The organism is Sphingobium scionense (assembly GCF_014197035.1).
In the GTDB taxonomy this organism is placed as follows: domain Bacteria; phylum Pseudomonadota; class Alphaproteobacteria; order Sphingomonadales; family Sphingomonadaceae; genus Sphingobium; species Sphingobium scionense.
In genome coordinates this window covers 279949-296330 of record NZ_JACIEU010000002.1, presented here as the reverse complement: position 1 = coordinate 296330, position 16382 = coordinate 279949, and the positions used below count along the sequence as shown (strand labels likewise).

The 16382-nt window shown below is 65.2% G+C and carries 16 protein-coding genes, 1 other RNA gene and 1 riboswitch; of the genes, 3 read left to right on the top strand and 14 right to left on the bottom strand.

What is annotated here, in order from left to right; translation table 11 throughout:
• Nucleotides 1-28: 28 nt before the first annotated feature.
• The 8 genes from lon to GGQ90_RS03300 form a co-directional block, all read right to left on the bottom strand.
• A complete protein-coding gene (gene lon / locus GGQ90_RS03335; RefSeq protein ID WP_188080812.1) occupies nucleotides 29-2428 on the bottom strand; it encodes an endopeptidase La in 2400 nt (799 codons plus the stop codon).
• Between the two features lie 143 nt (nucleotides 2429-2571).
• The gene (locus GGQ90_RS03330; protein WP_188080811.1) at nucleotides 2572-2895 is read right to left on the bottom strand and encodes a YbaB/EbfC family nucleoid-associated protein; all 324 of its coding nucleotides are present in this window, start codon (nucleotides 2893-2895) and stop codon (nucleotides 2572-2574) included.
• Nucleotides 2892-4517, bottom strand: a complete 1626-nt coding sequence (locus GGQ90_RS03325; RefSeq protein ID WP_188080810.1) for a DNA polymerase III subunit gamma/tau — start codon at nucleotides 4515-4517, stop codon at nucleotides 2892-2894. Before GGQ90_RS03325 ends, GGQ90_RS03330 begins: the two co-directional genes overlap by 4 nt.
• Before the next feature lie 73 nt (nucleotides 4518-4590).
• Nucleotides 4591-4688, bottom strand: an RNA gene (gene ffs / locus GGQ90_RS03320) — signal recognition particle sRNA small type.
• Nucleotides 4689-4751: 63 nt separating this feature from the next.
• On the bottom strand, nucleotides 4752-5732 hold the full coding sequence (gene blaSGM, locus GGQ90_RS03315) for an SGM family class A beta-lactamase (protein WP_188080809.1): 981 nt from the start codon (nucleotides 5730-5732) through the stop codon (nucleotides 4752-4754).
• Between the two features lie 3 nt (nucleotides 5733-5735).
• Entirely contained in the window at nucleotides 5736-6071 is a 336-nt protein-coding gene (locus GGQ90_RS03310; RefSeq protein ID WP_188080808.1) for a 2Fe-2S iron-sulfur cluster-binding protein, read from the bottom strand.
• 19 nt (nucleotides 6072-6090) lie between these two features.
• Entirely contained in the window at nucleotides 6091-7209 is a 1119-nt protein-coding gene (locus tag GGQ90_RS03305) for a cysteine desulfurase family protein (RefSeq protein WP_188080807.1), read from the bottom strand.
• The gene (locus tag GGQ90_RS03300) at nucleotides 7176-8210 is read right to left on the bottom strand and encodes a cysteine desulfurase family protein (RefSeq protein ID WP_188080806.1); all 1035 of its coding nucleotides are present in this window, start codon (nucleotides 8208-8210) and stop codon (nucleotides 7176-7178) included. The genes GGQ90_RS03305 and GGQ90_RS03300 overlap by 34 nt, the downstream gene beginning before the upstream one ends.
• Before the next feature lie 152 nt (nucleotides 8211-8362).
• On the opposite strand from GGQ90_RS03300, the gene GGQ90_RS03295 reads away from it, so the two are divergent.
• Nucleotides 8363-9019 (top strand): alpha/beta hydrolase, encoded by a 657-nt coding sequence (locus tag GGQ90_RS03295; RefSeq protein WP_004207708.1) that lies wholly within the window; start codon nucleotides 8363-8365, stop codon nucleotides 9017-9019.
• Nucleotides 9020-9114: 95 nt separating this feature from the next.
• Here GGQ90_RS03295 and GGQ90_RS03290 read toward each other — a convergent pair whose 3' ends face one another.
• Nucleotides 9115-9618: a 2'-5' RNA ligase family protein gene (locus tag GGQ90_RS03290; RefSeq protein WP_188080878.1), complete on the bottom strand. Its 504-nt coding sequence runs from the start codon at nucleotides 9616-9618 to the stop codon at nucleotides 9115-9117.
• Between the two features lie 107 nt (nucleotides 9619-9725).
• Here GGQ90_RS03290 and GGQ90_RS03285 point away from each other — a divergent pair, with 107 nt between their 5' ends.
• The gene (locus tag GGQ90_RS03285) at nucleotides 9726-10145 is read left to right on the top strand and encodes a sugar transporter (protein WP_188080805.1); all 420 of its coding nucleotides are present in this window, start codon (nucleotides 9726-9728) and stop codon (nucleotides 10143-10145) included.
• A gap of 10 nt (nucleotides 10146-10155) precedes the next feature.
• On the opposite strand, the gene GGQ90_RS03280 is transcribed toward GGQ90_RS03285, so the two are convergent.
• The 4 genes from GGQ90_RS03280 to GGQ90_RS03265 all read right to left on the bottom strand — a co-directional run bounded on the left by GGQ90_RS03280 (nucleotide 10156) and on the right by GGQ90_RS03265 (nucleotide 14140).
• Entirely contained in the window at nucleotides 10156-11082 is a 927-nt protein-coding gene (locus tag GGQ90_RS03280; RefSeq protein WP_188080804.1) for a homoserine O-acetyltransferase/O-succinyltransferase family protein, read from the bottom strand.
• A gap of 39 nt (nucleotides 11083-11121) precedes the next feature.
• A riboswitch (SAM-I-IV-variant riboswitch) is annotated at nucleotides 11122-11230 on the bottom strand.
• Between the two features lie 59 nt (nucleotides 11231-11289).
• Nucleotides 11290-12261, bottom strand: a complete 972-nt coding sequence (gene mltG, locus GGQ90_RS03275; RefSeq protein ID WP_188080877.1) for an endolytic transglycosylase MltG — start codon at nucleotides 12259-12261, stop codon at nucleotides 11290-11292.
• 208 nt (nucleotides 12262-12469) lie between these two features.
• Nucleotides 12470-13729 (bottom strand): beta-ketoacyl-ACP synthase II, encoded by a 1260-nt coding sequence (gene fabF, locus GGQ90_RS03270; protein ID WP_188080803.1) that lies wholly within the window; start codon nucleotides 13727-13729, stop codon nucleotides 12470-12472.
• A gap of 177 nt (nucleotides 13730-13906) precedes the next feature.
• Nucleotides 13907-14140 (bottom strand): acyl carrier protein, encoded by a 234-nt coding sequence (locus GGQ90_RS03265; protein WP_004212096.1) that lies wholly within the window; start codon nucleotides 14138-14140, stop codon nucleotides 13907-13909.
• A gap of 207 nt (nucleotides 14141-14347) precedes the next feature.
• Between GGQ90_RS03265 and GGQ90_RS03260 the strand changes: the two genes are divergently transcribed.
• Complete coding sequence (locus tag GGQ90_RS03260; RefSeq protein ID WP_188080802.1) at nucleotides 14348-15571, top strand: glycosyltransferase family 87 protein; 1224 nt, start codon at nucleotides 14348-14350, stop codon at nucleotides 15569-15571.
• A 12-nt stretch (nucleotides 15572-15583) separates the two neighbouring features.
• Here the strand turns inward: GGQ90_RS03260 and fabG are convergent, their stop codons facing one another.
• Nucleotides 15584-16381, bottom strand: a complete 798-nt coding sequence (fabG, locus tag GGQ90_RS03255; protein WP_188080801.1) for a 3-oxoacyl-[acyl-carrier-protein] reductase — start codon at nucleotides 16379-16381, stop codon at nucleotides 15584-15586.
• Between the last annotated feature and the right edge of the window lies 1 nt (nucleotide 16382).

The window sequence follows — 16382 nt, the reverse complement described above, 5'->3', positions numbered from 1 at the left end:
CAGGCTCAAACGCGCCGAAAACAGGGATTTAGTGGCGGATGGCTGCGTCCCCATCGCGCCCCTGCCCATGGGTCGGCTGCGCCGCCAGATCATCCTCTTCCGTCCAGGTGATCGCCTCGGGCTTGGACACCAGCGCCCGCGCCAGCACCTCGTCCACATGGGACACCGGAACAATCTCCAGCACTTCGCGGATGTTGGCCGGAATTTCCGCTAGGTCTTTCTCGTTTTCCTGCGGGATCAGCACCGTCTTGATGCCGCCACGCAGCGCCGCGAGAAGCTTCTCCTTGAGGCCGCCGATCGGCAGCACCCGCCCCCGCAGAGTGACCTCACCGGTCATCGCCACATCCTTGTGGACGGGGATGCCGGTCAGGGTCGACACGATGGTCGTGACCATGCCGATGCCGGCCGACGGACCATCCTTGGGCACTGCGCCCTCAGGCAGGTGGATATGGATGTCCTTGCGGTTGAACAGGCTCGGCTTGATGCCATAGCCGGGCGAACGCGCCTTCACATAGGAGAAGGCGGCCTGCACCGATTCGTTCATCACTTCGCCCAGCTTGCCGGTCGTCTTGATAAGGCCCTTGCCGGGCACGGTTACGGCCTCGATCGTCAGCAGTTCGCCGCCGACCTCGGTCCAGGCGAGGCCCGTGACGGCACCGATCTGATTCTCTTCCTCACCCACGCCATGGCGGAACTTCTGCACGCCGGCATAGTCGGCCAGATTGTCGGGCGTGATCACGATCTTGTCGAACGCGCCTTCGAGTATCTTGCGCAGCGCCTTGCGGGCCAGACGCGCCACTTCCCGCTCCAGCGTGCGGACGCCGGCTTCACGAGTATAATAGCGGATCAGGTCGCGGACCGCAGCCTCGGTCACTTCGAACTCGCCATTCTTCAGGCCATGGGCGTCGATCTGCTTGGGCACCAGATGGCGCTGGGCGATCTCGACCTTCTCGTCCTCGGTATAACCTTCGAGCCGGATGATCTCCATACGGTCGAGCAGTGGCTGCGGCAGATTCAGCGAGTTGGCCGTGGTCACGAACATCACGTCGGACAGGTCGACGTCGATCTCCAGATAATGGTCCTGGAACTTGCTATTCTGTTCGGGGTCCAGCACTTCCAGCAGCGCCGACGCCGGATCGCCCCGGAAATCCTGGCCCAGCTTGTCGATCTCGTCGAGCAGGAACAGCGGGTTCATCGTGCCCGCCTTCTTGAGGTTCGACACGACCTTGCCCGGCAGCGAGCCGATATAGGTCCGTCTGTGGCCACGAATTTCGGCTTCGTCGCGCACGCCGCCCAGCGACTGACGCACGAACTCGCGGCCCGTCGCCTTGGCGATCGACCGCCCCAGCGAGGTCTTGCCGACGCCCGGCGGGCCGACGAGGCACAGGATCGGCCCCTTCAGCTTGTTGGTGCGCGCCTGCACCGCCAAATATTCGATGATCCGGTCCTTGACCTTCTCCAGCGCGAAATGATCCTCGTCCAGGATCGACTGCGCCTTTTTGAGGTCGGTCTTGACCCGGCCCTTCTTGCCCCAGGGCAAGCCCAGCAACACGTCGAGATAGTTGCGCACTACCGTGGCTTCAGCGGACATGGGCTGCATGCCCTTGAGCTTCTTCAGCTCTGCCGTCGCCTTGGCGCGTGCCTCCTTGCTAAGCTTGGCCTTGGCGATCTTCTCGGCCAGTTCGGCGAGTTCGTCGCCTTCCTCGCCTTCACCATTGCCCAGTTCGCGCTGGATCGCCTTGAGCTGCTCGTTCAGATAATATTCGCGCTGGGTCTTTTCCATCTGGCGCTTCACGCGGCCACGGATCTTCTTCTCGACCTGCAGCACGCCCAGTTCGCCTTCCATGAAGGCAAAGACCATCTCCAGCCGCTTGACCGGATCGGCCTCGACCAGCAGCGACTGCTTGTCAGCGACCTTGACGTTGATGTTAGCGGCGACGGAATCGGCCAGGCGACCGGCGTCCTCGATCTCGCGCAGTTGCACCGGCGTTTCGGCCGGCAGCTTCTTGTTGAGCTTGGCGTAATTCTCGAACTGCTCGGCAACCGAGCGCATCAGTGCGGAGGCTTCAGGCCCTTCGGCGACGATTTCCTCGACCGGGGCGACCTCGGCGATCAGATAGCCTGCCTCGGCCGGGGCCAGATCGGCAAGCTGGGCGCGATGCTTGCCCTCGACCAGCACGCGCACCGTGCCGTCGGGCAGCTTGAGCAGTTGCAGCACCACCGACACCACGCCGGTGTCATACAACGCGTCCTTGCCCGGATCATCCTCGGCCGGATCGAGCTGGGACACCAGGAAGATTTCCTTATTGCCCTCCATCGCCGCTTCCAGCGCGGCGACGCTCTTGTCGCGACCGACGAAGAGCGGGACGATCATCTGCGGGAAGACGACGATGTCGCGCAGCGGCAGAAGGGGATATTGCGTAGTCATTCACTCTCCAGGGCCGAACCTACGGCCCGTCATGCGGTTCATCGCCTTTATGGGGATGCCCGTCGCGTCAATCAATCAGCGATCACCATATTGCTGCAACGATGAACAAGGCCTTATCCACCAGCGGGCGCCGGTTCAGGCCCTCAGAACGGCAGCTTGAAGCCGGGGGGCAGCGACAGGCCGGCGGTCATCTTGCCCATTTCCGTGTTGCTGACCTCGTCCGCCTTCTTGCGCGCATCGTTGAACGCGGCGGTGATCAGGTCTTCCAGCATCTGCTTTTCCGACGGTGCCAGCAGGCTGTCGTCGATCGACACGCCCAGGATACGGCCCTTGGCCGATGCCTTCACCTTGACCAGGCCGCCACCGGCCGCGCCTTCGACTTCCAGCTTGTCCAGATTGTCCTGCGCGCGCTGCAGCTCTTCCTGCACGCGGCTGGCCATCCCCAATATTTCGTTCAGATCCTTCATGCTTCGGCACTCCATTGTTCCGGCTCGTCCGAATGGACCAGCTCGGCATCGGGGAAGGCGTCCATTGCCGCCTTGACCACCGGGGTTTCCAAAATTGCGGCGCGGCTGTCGGCCAGCTGGCGCTGTTCATTGGCCAGCAGGGTCGGCTTGGCCTCCCCCTCGCCCTGCGTCACCGTCCAGGCCACGCCGGTCACCTCGCGCAGCGCCGGGATGATCCGGGTGGCGAAGTCGGGCGACAGGCTGGCCGTGCCGCGATACTCCAGCATCGGCGGATCATAGCGGATGATCCCCACGCAATCATGCATTTCCTGCGCCAGATGCCCTTTGCTCTTCTGCCAGAAGGCTTCGATCAGATCCTCGAAGGTGGCGGGCAGGCTGGACGCGGGTTCCGGCGCAGATGGAGCGGCGGCCGGCGCCTGGCCCGGCATCACCGGCGCGGCCATCGGCACCCCGCCCTGCAGCATCCTGGCAAGGTCGCTCGGATCGGGCATGGTCGCGGCATGCATCACGCGCAGCAGCGCCATCTCGCACGCCTCGATCGGCAGGGCGGCGGTCGCCACCTCGTCATGGCCCTTCAACATCAGCTGCCACAGCCGATGCAGCGGGCCGAAGCCGATCTGCGATGCCCAGTCGGCGAGCGCGCCGCGCTCCTCGTCGGACTGGCCCGGCGTCGCAAGGTCGCGCCCGGCCTTCACCAGCGTGACCGCATGCATCAGCTCCAGCAGGCCGCGCATCAGCGACAGCGGCTCGACCCCCAGCGCATATTGGTCGCGCACCCCGCCCAGCAGCGCGGCGGTATCGCCCTCCAGCAGCAGGCCGAGCAGCCGACGGGTGGATCCGCGATCCGACAGGCCCAGCATCTCGCGCACCTGCGCGGCCGTAACCATCGGCTCGCCCTCACCCATTTCGGCATGGGCGATCGCCTGGTCCAGGATCGACAGGCCGTCACGCGCGGAGCCTTCGGCCGCCTGCGCGATCAGCGACAGCGCATCCGGCTCGGCCGCGACCTGTTCGGCTTCCACCACATGAGCGAAATGACCGGCCAGCATCTCGGCCGGGATGCGGCGCAGGTCGAACCGCTGGCAGCGCGACAGCACCGTCACCGGCACCTTGTTCACCTCGGTCGTGGCGAACAGGAATTTCACATGGGCAGGCGGCTCCTCCAAGGTCTTGAGAAGCGCGTTGAACGCATTCTTCGAGAGCATATGGACTTCGTCGATGATGTAGATCTTGTAGCGCGCCGACACGGCGGCATAGCGCACCGCCTCGATGATCTCGCGCACATCGTCGACGCCGGTATGGCTGGCGGCGTCCATCTCGACCACGTCGATATGCCGGCCCTCGGCGATCGCCATGCAGGGTTCGCACACGCCGCAAGGGTCGATCGTCGGCCCGCCCTGCCCATCAGGGCCGATGCAGTTCAGCGCCTTGGCGATCAGCCGCGCCGTCGACGTCTTGCCGACCCCGCGCACGCCGGTCATCAAAAAGGCATGGGCAAGGCGGCCGCGCCGGATCGCGTTACCCAGCGTCTGGACCATGGCGTCCTGCCCGATCAGTTCGCGAAAGTTGCGCGGACGATATTTGCGCGCAAGCACGCGATAGGGCTGAGGGGAATCGGACATGCCTGTTTCCTAACCGTTCGGGTGCGGCTTGTCGAAGCCCGTTCGGACCTTGCGAAGAGATGATGCTGTGCGGAAAGGTGGGAGCCGGAACGACCCGCAGAAAAATCGTTGTGGCTGCTTCCGTCAGGATCTGACCAGGTTGGCGACGACTACGTCCGCCCGACTCCCGGCCGGGCATATGGCGAACTCATGACAGGAAGGCAAGGGCCTCGATGCCCTTGCCATTCCATAAGCCTAGTTCAGCCCGCTCTTCTGCGCCTTGCTCACGAATTCCAGCGCCGAATGGGCCGCTTCGGCGATCGCTGCCTCCGCCTTCTTGTCGTCCACCGTCGGCCGATCGAGATAGATGGCCAATATATATTCCTCGCCCGCCGGCGACTTCACCAACGCGACATCATTATAGGCGGTGCCGCAACTGCCGGTCTTGCTGCCCGACGTCCAGCCTTCGGGAAGGCCGGCTTTGATCCGCTTATCGCCGGTAGTGCTGGCGTTCAGCCAGCCGCGCAGCGTGTCGGCATCGGCCGCAGCCATGTCGCGGAACAGCAGCCGCCCCATCAACCCGGCCATGGCAGCGGGGCTTGTCGTGTCGCGCGGGTCGCCTTCGATATTCTCGTTCAGCTCGGGCTCGATACGGTCGAGCCGCGTGATCTTGTCGCCATGGGCGCGGATGAAAGAGGTCAGCCCCTCCGGTCCGCCCAGCATCGGCAGCAACAGGTTGGCGGCGCTGTTGTCGCTCACCTCGACCGCCGCCTCGGCCAGCTCGGCCATCGACATGCGGCCGCGCTTCTTGTTCTTCTTCACCACCGGGGCGTAGTCGAGGATATCCTCCTTGGTGAAAGGTATCTCCCCCTCCAGCCCGAACTTGCCGCCCTGCGCACCGATCAGCACGGCAGCCGCCAGCGGCGCCTTGAAGGTCGAGCACATGGCAAAGCGATCGTCGCGGTTGAAACCCAGAATCAGCGCACCCTCGCGATCGACCAGCGCGATCCCCATGCGCCCGCCAGTCTCTTCCTCGATCTCCTTGGGGTTGCGGACCGATGTCAGGGCCGATTGCGGCACCAGATAGCGCGGCGCGGGCGGCAACAGCGTCGGCAGGGTCGGCGCCTCTTCCACCTTCTTGGCTGGCGCCTTCTTCTTGGGCGCCGCCGACAGCGGCAAGGCCAGGACCAGACAAGCGGTCAGCGCCGCCAGCGAGAGGGATTTGCGCAGCGCCATGGCTCACATACCTTGCATATTGTAGAATTCACCGGGGATACGGACGGTCAGCGTTTCCAGCTGTTCGGACAGGATGATCTGGCACGCGAGACGGCTTGTGCGGGTCGCGGCGGCCGCCAGGTCCAGCATATCCTCCTCATCCTCGCTCGCGCGCGGCAGTCGGTCGAAATCGGCGGCATCGACGATGACATGACAGGTCGAACAGGCCATCTGCCCCTCGCATGTCCCCTCCAGCGGCTGGCCCGCCGCCTGCGCAACCTCCAGCAGGACGGACCCGGCAGGCGCATCGACGTCCCGTCGATTTTCGCCGTCGGCGCTGATGAAGGTGACCATGGTCATGCTATGCGACGCTCCCTGCTCACGGCGCCGCTTGTGCAGTCGCCGCCCCGTTAATCACCTTCGCAGCCTCCTCCAGTTCGGCCGATGTCGTGTATCGGCCAAAGCCGATCCGCACCGATCCACGCGCCTGACTGTCTGAAAGACCCAGCGCGCGCAGCACATGGCTAGGCCGCCCGGACCCGCTCGCGCAAGCGCTGCCGAGCGAAAAAGAAACATTGCGGCAATCGGACAACAATCGCGCGCCGTCGATCCCGGCGCGACGAATGTTGAGATTGCCGGGATAACGCGCGTCGGCGCTGCCGTTCAGCGCCCAGTCGGCGAACAGCGCGCGCGCCTGCGCAGACAGCGCCGCCACATGCGCGCGGTCGGCCTCCGCCTGTTCCCGCATCAATCGCGCCGCCACGCCAAAGCCCGCGCACAGGGCCGGCGACAGCGTGCCGGACCGCAGCCCGGCCTCCTGCCCGCCGCCATGGATCAGCGGGTCGATCTTCACGCCGTCGCGCAGCCACAGCGCGCCTATCCCCTTCGGCCCATGGATCTTGTGCGCGCTGATCGCCACCATGTCGCACTGGCTGGGGATTACCTCCCGGCCATAGCCCTGCACTGCGTCGCACAGGAACAGGGCGCCGGCATCATGGGCCAGATCGGCGAGCGCAGCAACCGGCTGGATCACGCCAATCTCGTTATTGACCAGCATCGCGACGACCAGCGCCACCCCTGACACGATCTCCCGCGCCGCCGCCTCCATATCGACCAGCCCGTCGCCATCCACCGGCAGGACCGTCACCGCCCGGCCCGTCCGCCGCATCGCCGCCACCGTATCCAGCACGGCGGCATGCTCGGTCGCGATGGTGACGATGCCACCCGCCGGCGCGCCCTGAATCGCGATGTTCAGCGCTTCGGTCGCGCCTGACGTAAAGAGCAGCCTGCCGCCCGGCGGCAGCAACTGGACGATCGCATCACGCGCCAGTTCCACCTGCGCCGCGACCATGCGCCCGGCGCGATGCGCGCTGTGCGGATTGGCAAACTGGTCACGCAGCAGCGGCACCATCGTCTCGAAGGCTTCGGGCGCCAGCGGCGTCGTCGCCTGATAGTCGAGATAGATCACCGGCCCGCCCGCTTCGCCATGGCGGTCCATGTGGCAAGGAAGCGATCGACATCTGCCGCGCTCGTCTGCGGGCCGAAACTCACCCGCACCACTTCGCCCGCCGCCGCCGCGTCCCAACCCATGGCGCCCAGCACATGGCTGGTCTTGAGCGAGCCGGACGAACAGGCGCTGCCCGCCGACACGGAAATGCCGGCGAGATCGAACTGGATCAGCTGCGCCCGCGCCGACAGGCCAGGCATGCGATAGCTGGCGATCGCCGGCAGGCGCGGCGCATCGCGCGCGACGATTTCGCCGCCCGCCGCCTCGATCCCGGCATCCAGCCGTGCCCGCAGCGCGGCCGCCACCGGCATCCACTCGCCCCGCGCCTCCAGCGCCGCCGCCATCGCCATGATCGCCGGCAGATTTTCGGTGCCGGCGCGATAACCCTGCTCCTGCCCGCCGCTCGGCTCGACCAGCGCCAGGTCGCGGATCAGCAGTGCGCCGATCCCCGGCGGCCCGCCAAACTTGTGCGCGCTGACCGCGATCATGTCGGCGTCGGGCAGCGCCAGCTTGCCCGCGCCCTGGGCGCAGTCGGCAAACAGCAGCAACCCCGCGCGCCGGAAATCCGCCAGCGGCTGGATCACGCCCGTCTCGTTGTTCACATGCTGGATTGCGACCAGACTGCCCGGCGCCAGCTCCGGCAACAGCACCTGACCATCGCCATCCACCGCCAGCCGCTCCGCATCCTTGCTCACGCGCAGCACCGCATCATGCTCGACCCGCGAGGTGACGATTCGCGCCGCCTTGGCGCGGGTCAGCGCGATGGCGATCGCCTCGCTCGCGCCGGAGGTGAAGAGGATATGGCCATCCCATCCCAGCGCCGCCGCGATCCGCCGCCGCGCATCTTCCAGCATGGCCCGCGCCGCGCGCCCGTCGCTATGCGGGCTGGACGGGTTGGCCCAACTGGCCATCGCGGCGACCATCGCGGCCTGCGCCTGCGGCAGCATCGGGGTGGTCGCGGCATGATCGAGATAAAGGCGGTCGGCGGCCAAGCGGAACTACTCATTGATTGCGGAAATGGCGGCGGCATCTATATAGGCGGATTGCCGCGCTGCGCCAGCGTGAAGGCCATATGGCCAAGCTCCGGCGCGCGCACGGACCCTTTCCTCGCTGCCCCGTGGCAGCCCAGACCATAACAGGTGCCATGCCCGACGTCATTTTCCCCGGACCCGAAGGTCGCCTCGAAGGCCGCTTCAGCCCCCCGCCCCGCCCGCGCGCACCGGTCGCCATGATCCTGCACCCGCATCCGCAGGGCGGCGGCACGATGAACGACCGCATCACCCAGGCGCTCTACAAGACCTTCGTGAAGCGCGGCTTTGCCGTGCTGCGCTTCAACTTCCGCGGCGTCGGCCGCAGCCAGGGCACGTTCGACAATGGCATCGGTGAACTGAGCGACGCCGCAGCGGCACTCGACTGGGTACAGAGCTTCCACCCCGAAGCGCAGACCACCTGGATCGCCGGCTTCTCCTTCGGCGCCTGGATCGGCATGCAGTTGCTGATGCGCCGCCCGGAAATCCGTGGCTTCATCTCGGTCGCGCCGCCGGCCAACATGTATGATTTCTCCTTCCTGGCGCCCTGCCCCTCGTCGGGCATCATCGTTCAGGGCACGGCGGACGAAGTGGTGACTGCCAGCGCGGTGCAGAAGCTGGTCGACAAGCTGCGCACCCAGAAGGGCATCACCATTCATCATGACGAGATCAAGGGGGCCAACCACTTCTTCGAGCATGAGCTGGACCAGCTGATGAAGTCGGTCGACAATTATCTCGACATGCGCCTGTCGCCGGACTCGCCGATCCGCTGAGGACCGGCCCGATCGGGACGATATGGGGGGCTGCCGCCGGGCAGCCCCTTTTTCTTTGCCAGCCCGATCCGAAACATCATTGGGACAAGGCGCCCCTACCCGCGAAACCGGGTCTCGCTTGCCAGTTCCCATGGCCCGCCGCGATAATACCAGGCGGCCAGGCCGGCGATCGCCAGCAGGCGGGGATGGAAATCGGCGCGCAATTGTTCGGCCAGCGCCCGCGCGACCCTCGGCTCCACCTTGTTCTGCACGGTCAGATGCGGGCGAAAGCCGGCCTGGTCCTGCGGCGTCAGCAGGCCGGTGAAGGCGTCCGCCAAGTCGCCACGCAACGCCGCCAGATCGGGACTGTCGATGCGATAGGCGACCCCCCGCCCCAATAGCAGCACATCGCCCAGCCGCGCCCGTGGCGCGGGGCCGGCGCATGCCTGCTTCATCCGCGCCTTGAGTTCCGGCAGCAGCGAAGGCGGCAGATGATGGAACAGCGTGACATGTGCCGGCACCTGATTGCGTTCGGGCGGAAAATGGGCGCGGCGCAAGCCGTCCGCCCAGGCGAAATCGGCAGCGCCCAGCAGCGCGGTGACGATGATAGGATCAGCCAGGAGCGCCTCCCTGCAACGCGATGGCGGACTTTCGCCCGGCCGAGACAGGCTATATGATGACACAGGCCGCGCCCGGCAAGCAGGCGCGGACCAGGAGGGGAAGCATCATGCGCGCACCGGCATCCTTCGTCATCATCGCCGTCATCCTGCTGCTATGGAACCTGATGGGGGTCGCCGCCTTCGTCATGCAATATGGCGCCGACCTTGGCGAACTCGCCAAGACCGATCCCGACACCGCCCGCGCCTTCGCCCAGATGCCCGGCTGGGCCTGGGTGGTCTATGCGGTGGCGGTGGGTGCCGGCACGCTGGGGGCGATCGCCCTGCTGATGCGCCGCCGCGTCGCGGTGCCGCTGTTCCTGCTGTCGCTGCTCGCGGTGATCGTCCAGTTCGGATACACGTTCCTCGGCACCGACCTGCTGGCGGTGAAGGGCGCGGGCTCAGCAATCTTCCCGGCCGTCATCTTCCTGATCGGCATCGGCCAGTGGCTCTACGCCCGCAGTCAGGCGGCCAAGGGTCTGCTGCGCTGATCAGCGCCGATCAGGCCGCGCTCTGCAATATCTCCTGGCCGATCATGTCCACGTCGAACGGCGCAGTCTGGTAGAGGTCGTTGATCCAGTTGCCGAACAGCAGATGGGCATGGCTGCGCCAGCGATTTTCCGGCGGCCGGGCCGGGTCGTCGTCAGGAAAATAATGGGCCGGCAGTTGGCGGCCGCCGTCGCGCGCATATTCGTCGCCCAGGGTGCGCGTGTCATATTCGACATGGTTGAACATGTGCAGGAAGCCATGACGCGGATCATGGACCAGGCATGGCCCGGTCTCCGCGCTGTCGGCCAGCAGTTGCAGCCCGCGATCGACCGGCAGCGATTCCCGCCGCACTTCCGACCAGCGCGACACGGGGATCGAGAAATCGTCGGAAAAACCCCGCAGATAGGGCGAGGCCGGGGCATGGTTGCGATGGCGGAACACGCCGAACGCCTTGCGCTCCAGCGCATGCTTCTCGACCCCGTGGAAATGATAGAGCGCCGCCTGCGCCGCCCAGCAGATGCTGAGCGAGCGATGCACATGGGTCTGGGTCCAGTCGAAGATGGCGCGCAATTCCTGCCAATAGCGCACCTCCTCGAACGGCAGATGCTCGACCGGCGCGCCGGTGATCAGGAAGCCGTCGAACCGCTCGTCGCGCACGTCGCTCCAGGGGCGGTAGAAAGACTGCATATGATCGGCGGAGGTGTTGCGCGACACATGGTCGCTGATCCGCACCAACGTCAGTTCCACCTGCAGCGGCGAGGCGCCGAGCAGACGCGCAAGCTGCGTCTCGGTATCGATCTTGTTGGGCATCAGGTTCAGCAGCGCGATCCGCAGCGGGCGGATATCCTGCCGCACCGCGTCCGCCTCGCCCATCACGGCAACGCCCTCGGCTTCCAGCGTGCGGCGGGCGGGCAGGTCGTCGGCAATCTTGATCGGCACGTCTCGTCAGTCCTTCCTGGCGGGGCGACGATCGGTGGCTGAGGTCCGCTTTGTTGCCGGATCGGCCACATCCTCCCGGATCGGGAGTGCCACCTTGCCCGGAACGGCAGGTTGGCGTTGGGCGTCGCCCCAACTCTTGATGCTGATCTGTCTCTAACGCGCGCCGAAGCTCATGGCAAGCCCGGCTATCAACGCCTCAAGCTGCGCTTACAGCTCGCCCCGCGCGCGCCGGATCTCAAACCATTTGCGCACATTCTCATTATGCTGCTGATAGGTGTCGGCGAAAATATGGCCGCCCTTCCCGTCCGCGACGAAATAGAGCGCGTTGGTTTCGGCCGGGTGCAGCACCGCCAGGATGGACAGGCGACCGGGATTGGCGATCGGTCCCTTGGGCAGGCCGGTCATGGCATAGGTGTTGTAATCGTTGACGTCGGCGATCTCGGACTTCTTGATCCGGCGGCCAAGCGGCTTGCCCCTGGTGATCGGATAGATGATCGTCGGGTCGGCCTGCAGCATCATATTCTTGCGCAGGCGGTTGCTGTAGACGCCGGCGACCATCGGCCGCTCCTTGGCGATCGCGGTTTCCTTCTCGACGATCGAGGCGAGGATGATCGCCTCCTGGGGCGACTTGGCGATCGTATTGGGGGCGCGTTCGGCCCAGAGCTTGGCCAGCGCCTTGTCCATCGCCGCCTGCATGCGCTTCAGCACCGCAGCGCGCGGCTCGCCCTTGTCGAAGGCATAGCTGTCGGGCAGCACGCTGCCCTCCTGCGGCACCGCGACATCGCCGGTCAGCTCGTCATTGGCCATCAGCCGTTCCTGCACCAGGATCGACGGCATGCCTTCGGGGATGGTGACCAGCCGGGTCAGCGTCTTGCCGCCCTGCAGGATCGACAATATCTCGCGGTTGCTGGCGCCCTTGGGCACCACGAACTCCCCGGCCTTGATCGGCTTGGCGCCGCCAAAGACCTTCGCGCGGGTCAGGAAGGCATCGGCCGAACGCACCGCGCCGGCCGATTTCAGCAGCACCGCGGCATCGGACAGGGTCGATCCCTCCGGCACGACGATGCTGATATCCTGGGGGGCCGGCCCCGTCTCGGTCCAGCCATGGACGAAACGGAAGCCGACAAAGGCGACGACGGCCAGGCCGATCAGAAGGATGATGCAGCCCAGTTGCCGCACCGGATTTGCGCCGGATCGTCTTGCCATCATCCCAACTACCCGACCCAAATAATGCCCACCGGCTATGGCTTACATGATCCTCCCCCATTGGGGGAGGGGGACCGCGCCCGAAGGGCGTGGTGGAAAGGTATCCCGCTATCGATAGGGTGATACCCCTCCGTCAGGCCTTCGGCCTGCCACCTCCCCTTTGCAGGGGAGGATTGGAAGGTCAGATCGCCTTCATGATGAGCGAGGCGTTGGTGCCGCCGAAGCCGAACGAGTTGTTCAGCACCGCGCGCACCTTGCGCTCCTTGGCCACATGCGGGACGAGGTCCACGCCCTTGCAGCTTTCGCTCGGCTCGTCGAGGTTGAGCGTCGGCGGCACGATCTGGTCGCGCATGGCGAGGATGCAGAAGATGCTCTCCACCGCGCCCGCGCCGCCCAGCAGGTGGCCGATCGCCGACTTGGTCGACGACATGGACATGCTGCCGAGGTGATCGCCAAACAGGCGCTTGACCGCGCCCAGTTCCAGTTCGTCGCCCAGCGGGGTCGAGGTGCCATGCGCGTTCACATAATCGATATCTTCCAGCGCGAGGCCCGAACGCTTGAGCGCCATCTGCATCGAGCGGAAGCCGCCATTGCCTTCCGGATGGGGCGCGGTGACATGATAGGCGTCGCCGGTCAGGCCATAGCCGATGACTTCGGCATAGATTTTCGCGCCACGCTTCTTGGCATGTTCATATTCTTCCAGCACGACCACGCCCGCGCCTTCGCCCATGACGAAGCCGTCACGGTTGACGTCATAGGGACGCGACGCCTTTTCCGGCGTGTCGTTGAAGCCGGTCGACAGGGCACGCGCCTGCGCGAAGCCAGCGATGCCGATCGGGCAGATCGCGCTTTCCGCGCCACCGGCCAGCATCACGTCGGCATCGTCCATCGCGATCATGCGCGCGGCGTCGCCGATCGAGTGGGCACCGGTCGAGCAGGCGGTGACGACCGCATGGTTCGGCCCCATCAGGCCGTATTTGATCGACACCTGACCCGAGATCAGATTGATCAGGCGACCATGGACGAAGTGCGGCGAAACGCGGTTCGGCCCCTTGTTGGCCAGCACCAGCGATTCGCTTTCGATACCCGGCAAGCCACCGATGCCCGAGCCGATCGAACAGCCCGCGCGCAGGCGCTCTTCTTCCGACATATTGTCGAGGCCCGCATCGCGCAGCGCCTGGCTGGCGGCGGAAATGCCATAGACGATGAACGGATCGACCTGACGCTGGATCTTGTGATCGACGTCGATCGAAGCGTCATAGCCATATTCATGATCCGCCGGCTTCACCTCGCAGGCGATGCGGCATTTATAATCGGTGGCATCGAACCGGGCAATCGTCGCCGCGCCGGATTTCGACGCGATGATGTTCTTCCAGGTGGTTTCGACATCCCCGCCAAGCGGACTCACCATGCCAAGGCCGGTTACAACGACGCGACGCATATGCTTGCTCCGAAATTCCAATTTTTGGTTCCGTACCGCCCATCTAGGCGTTCCACACGCACTTGTGAACGGCAGACCAGATACGAAAAGGCTCCCCAAGCTCCGGGATCACCGGACAGGAGGAGCCAATCCTTGTGCAAGGAGGGCGGCCCACCACATAGGCAGGCCGCGAAGCCCTTAGGCCTTGCTGTCGATATAGTCGATCGCGTCCTTGACGGTGGCGATCTTCTCGGCCGCATCGTCAGGGATTTCGACGCCGAACTCTTCTTCGAACGCCATAACCAGTTCCACGATGTCCAGGCTGTCTGCGCCCAGATCGTCGATGAAGCTGGCGTCCTCGGTCACCTTCTCGGCTTCAACGCCCAGATGCTCGACGACGATTTTCTTTACGCGATCCGCGGTCTCACTCATGAGTGGTCCTTCTTACTGGGTATCGTTGGTGGTTCTGAATAACCGTTAAGGCATTGCCCTAGTGCCAAGCCCCGATAGAGGCAAGAGGCAAGGCCGCCAAGCCCCAAGATGGAGCGGCAGGCACCTTTCGGCAACAAAAAGGCCGAAAAAACCCGGAAACAAGGACTTGTTTACCAAAATTTCAGCCGCTTGTGCCAGCAAATAGCCATGATCGCCCGCCTGTGCCCCGACCATCTCATCACCCCCGAGAGGGTCCGAATGACCGCCTGGTTGATGCTGGCAGCGACGTTGATCGGCCTAACATACCTGTTCGCGACGGCCCATGGCACGGTAGATTCGCTCGGACGCCCGCTCGGCACCGACTTTTCCGACGTCTGGACGGCGGGATGGATGGCCGACCATGGCCAGGCCGCGCGGGCATGGAACTGGCCTGCCCATCATGCGGTGCAGAAGGCGGTCCATCATGATCCCGCCATTCCCTTCTATGGCTGGCACTATCCCCCGCCGTTCCTGATCCTGGCCACGCTGCTGGCGCAAATCCCCTATGTCCCTGCCCTCATCCTGTGGCAGGGATTGACGCTTGCCGGCGCATTGCTGGTCGTCCGCCATGTCCTGCCGGGTCAGCGCGACGCCCTGCTCATCACGCTCGGCGCACCGGTGGTGATGGTGTGCCTGGGCCATGGCCAGAATGCCTTTATGACCGCCGGCCTGCTGGGCGGCGGCATGGCCCTGCTCGACCGACGCCCGTGGATCGCCGGCATGCTGCTAGGCGCATTGGTCTACAAACCGCAATTTGCCGTGCTGATCCCGGTGCTGATCATCGCGCGTGGCAATGTCCGCGCCTTCCTGGCCGCCGGCCTGACCTCGGTCGGCCTGTGCCTGCTGACATTGCTGATCTGGGGCTGGCCGGTGTGGCAGGCCTTCATCGATTCTCTACCGCTGACGCAGCATATCATCATCGAAAATGGCGCCACCGGCTGGGAAAAGATCCAGAGCCCCTTTGCCGCCCTTCGCCAGTGGGGCGGCAGCATTCCAGCCGCCTATGTGGTCCAGGGCCTGGTGACGGCCATCGCCATCGCTATCGCCGCGCTGGTCGCCCGCCGCGGGACGATGGAAGTGCGAGGGGCCGCCGCGCTCAGCGCCGCGCTGCTCTGCACGCCCTATGTCCTCGACTATGACTATGTGCTGCTGGGGATGGCGATCGCCTTCGTCGCGGCCGACATGGGCAAGCGCGGCCCGCTTCCCTGGGAACGCAGTTGGCTCGCCTATGCCTGGATGGCGCCGCTGTTCGGCCGGGCCGTGTCGGAATGGACCCATGTGCCGGTCAATTTGATCGCCGCGATCGCGGTGCTGGCGCTGGCGATGCGGCGCGCCATCCTGCTGGACGGCGCGCTCGCTTATAGTCTGCCCGGCCGGACGAAGATCGCCTGACCGGGCCGTCGGTCAGATCATCGCCATGCCGCCGTTGACGTGCAGGGTCTGGCCGTTGACATAGCCCGCTTCCTTGCTCGCCAGATAGGCGACCGCCGCGCCGATATCGTCGCCATCGCCCAGGTCCCCGACCGGGATCTTGGCCAGGATCGTGCCCTTCTGCGCATCGTTCAGCGCATCGGTCATGGCCGAACGGATGAAGCCCGGCGCCACGCAGTTGACGGTGATGCCGCGGCTCGCCAGTTCCTGGCCCAGCGACTTGGACATGCCGATGATGCCCGCCTTCGACGCGCAATAGTTGGACTGGCCCGGATTGCCGGTAACACCCACGACCGAGGTGATCGAAATGATGCGGCCAAAGCGCGCCTTCATCATCGGCTTGGCGGCGGCGCGGCACAGGCGGAAGGCGGCTTCCAGATTGACCGCGATCACCTGCGACCATTCCTCGTCCTTCATGCGCAGGATCAAATTGTCGCGGGTGATGCCCGCATTATTGACCAGGATGTCGAGCTTGCCGCCCAGCGCTTCCACCGCCTGTGGCACCAGCGCATCGACGGCGGCCGGATCGGACAGGTTGCACGGCAGAATCGGATGTTCGATTGAGCTTCCATCGAACCCATCAACAGAAAAGTGGACCGCCTCCCCATCGCGCAACACCTGCGTCCGTTCCCGCGCAGCAGAGAGCTTTTCCTCACTAGTGCCAGAAAGCGCGACTTTTGCGCCCTGTCGCATAAGAGCGCGCGCAATTTCAAAACCAATGCCCCCCGAAGCGCCAGTCACCAGCGCGGTCATTCCCGTCAGATCGAACATT